Source organism: Mycobacterium sp., from assembly GCF_035506235.1.
Lineage (GTDB): Bacteria > Actinomycetota > Actinomycetes > Mycobacteriales > Mycobacteriaceae > Mycobacterium.
Genome location: NZ_DATJPU010000061.1, coordinates 1 through 2553 on the forward strand (window position 1 = coordinate 1; position 2553 = coordinate 2553).

At 67.9% G+C, this 2553-nt stretch carries 2 protein-coding genes; both read left to right on the forward strand.

Annotation, left to right across the window (positions count from 1 at the left end):
- Positions 1-298: hypothetical protein (locus tag VMD50_RS06200; protein WP_325425898.1), on the forward strand; the 298-nt coding region annotated here is incomplete at its 5' end.
- A 144-nt stretch (positions 299-442) separates the two neighbouring features.
- On the forward strand, positions 443-2296 hold the full coding sequence (locus VMD50_RS06205; RefSeq protein ID WP_325425900.1) for a transposase: 1854 nt from the start codon (positions 443-445) through the stop codon (positions 2294-2296).
- The last annotated feature ends 257 nt before the right edge of the window (positions 2297-2553 follow it).

The following is a 2553-nucleotide window of genomic DNA, read 5'->3' on the forward strand; positions in this document are numbered from 1 at the left end:
CGCCCGGGTGCGTCTTCACGTTCTCGGCGCAGCCCTGCTGGAGACCGAAGAGCACCTCGATGACGACCTGCTCGGCCAGGCCCCGGAAACGGGGCCGGGTTGGTCGTATCCGATGTTGCCGCAGATCGGGTCTGCCAGATCTATGGAGTTGCGGCGTTTGAACTTAATTGGCGTCCTCGTGGTGATGTTGCGCTCAGTTTCTCGAGTTCGCCGTGCAGGACCGCAATGGTCTGGTCACACGTTGGCGCAGGGCGGCTTTGAGTTGGGCGATCTGGGTGTCTTTGGCGATCAGCCGTGATCGCAGCGCGGCGACGATGCTGGTTTCGGTATCGGCTGCCGGTGCGGTGCCGGTGTCGACGGCTTCTAGGACGGCCCTGAATAACTCGTCCATTGCTGGTCGTGTCTGACGGCTGTGCGCGGTGTGGCGTGTGATGATCCTGTGGTGCAAGGGATTACGCGGTCAGATCGGGAGTTGTTGGATGCGCAGGCGCTGGTCGGGGAGCTGGTGGCGCCGGGCAGCGTGTTCGCGTTTTTGGCCGAGCACCGCCACGAGTTGTTCCCGGATTCGTTCATCGCGGACCTGTTTTCTTCCTCGACCGGGCGGCCGTCGCTGCCGGCGGACCTGATCGGGTCGGTGCTGGTGCTCAAGGAGCTGCATGATCTGTCGGATCCGCAGACCGCCGAGGCGCTGCGCTTTGACATCCGCTGGAAGGTGGCCTGCGGGCGGTCGCTGACGCAGACCTCGTTTGATCCGTCCACGCTGGTGTATTGGCGCAAACGGATCGCTGCCTCGAAGCGTCCGGATCGGGTGTTTGACGCGGTGGCAGCGGTGATCGCCGACACCGGGATCCTGCGCGGCCGCCGGAAACGCTGCGTGGATTCGACGGTGTTCGACGACGCGGTGGCCACCCAGGACACAGTGACCCAACTGGTGGCCGCGATGCGCATGGTGGCGCGGTGCGTACCCGGCGCGCAATCGGTGATCGAGCGGGTCGCCAAGTGCGACTACTCCAAGCCGGGCAAGCCGGGCATCGATTGGGACGACCCGGCGGCCAAACAAGCGCTGGTGTCGGATCTGGTCAACGACGCGCTGGCGGTGCTGGCCGAACTCACCGGCCCGGATGCGCCCGCGCGCGAGGACGCCGCGGCCGATGCGTTGGGGTTGTTGGCGCTGGTCGCCGGCCAAGATGTGGAACCGGCCGAGGGCTCCAATGGCACCGACGGGCGCTGGCGCATCGCCCGGCGGGTCGCCCCGGATCGGGTCATCTCCACCGTGGACACCCAGGCCCGGCACACCCGCAAATCCAAGTCGGCGCGCCGCGATGGGTTTCGCGGGCACCTGGCCGCCGAGCCGGAGACCGGGTTGATCACCGACTGCGAATTGACCGTGGCAACCGGAGACGACGGCAGCGACGCCGTGGTCGGCCAGAAGATGATCGCCCGCGACCGCTACCAACCCAGCGGCAACGACAGCGACGGCGGGGCCGCACGCGTGGACAGCCAACCCGGTGTCGGCGAGCCCGAGCCGGGCGTGGTCACCGCCGATCATGGCGGCGCCCAACCCGATAGCACCGCAGCGGGGCACGCCGACGAATCCCAGCACGCCGCCGCCGCTACCACCAGCACCGCCACTGGCGTGGCCGCGGCGGTCCACGCGGTTGTCGCTGTCAGCGTCGTGGCCGCCGCCGTCGCGACGCTCGCCACGGCGATGACCGATGGTGGCCAGCCCGACACCGCGCGCCGTGGCGGCCTGGAGGTGTATGGCGATTCGGCGTATGGCACCGGGGCCGCACGTGCGGCCTACCAGCGCGACGGGCACGACACCGTGATCAAGCCCAAGCCGCTGGTCCCCGCGGTGGCGGGCGGGTTCAGCCTCGACGAGTTCACCATCGACGAGCAGGCCGGGACCGTCACCTGCCCGGGCGGGCACACCCGCACCATGACCGCCAAACGGAGCGTGACCTTCGGCGCGGTGTGCGCCCAGTGCCCGCTGCAAGCCCGCTGCACCACCGCCAAAAACGGACGCTCGATGACCATCCACCCGCACGAGCAACTGCTACGCGCCGCGCGAGCCCAAGCCCGCACCCCCCAATTCCAGGCGGCCTACCCCACCCGTTCGACGGTCGAACGGATCGTCTCCTGGACCGCCACCAACCGCGGACGGCGGATCAAACTGCGCTACCTCGGCGTCGACAAGAACCACGCCTGGATGCGACTGCGTTGCGCGGCAATCAATCTCCGCACACTCATCAACAGCGGCCTGACCGGCGCGGACGGGGCCTGGGCCCTGGCCTGACGGCCAGGCCACCCCTTGCCCATCCCGATACCCGCCAAGCACACTGGAATCGGCGGGAAGAACGACCACGTTGTCAACCAATCAGGTTCGACTCATTGCCGAAGAAACGGCCTTGTCGGCGTTCTTCCCGCCCCACCACGCTTCCTTGTTCAGAGCCCTCCTAGCGCGTCACGCGCGCTTTTTCCACATCGCTCACCACGATCCCGTCACCGATCACGCAGCATGTGGCGGTTTGAAGCCTCCTGGGCTTCCCCTCG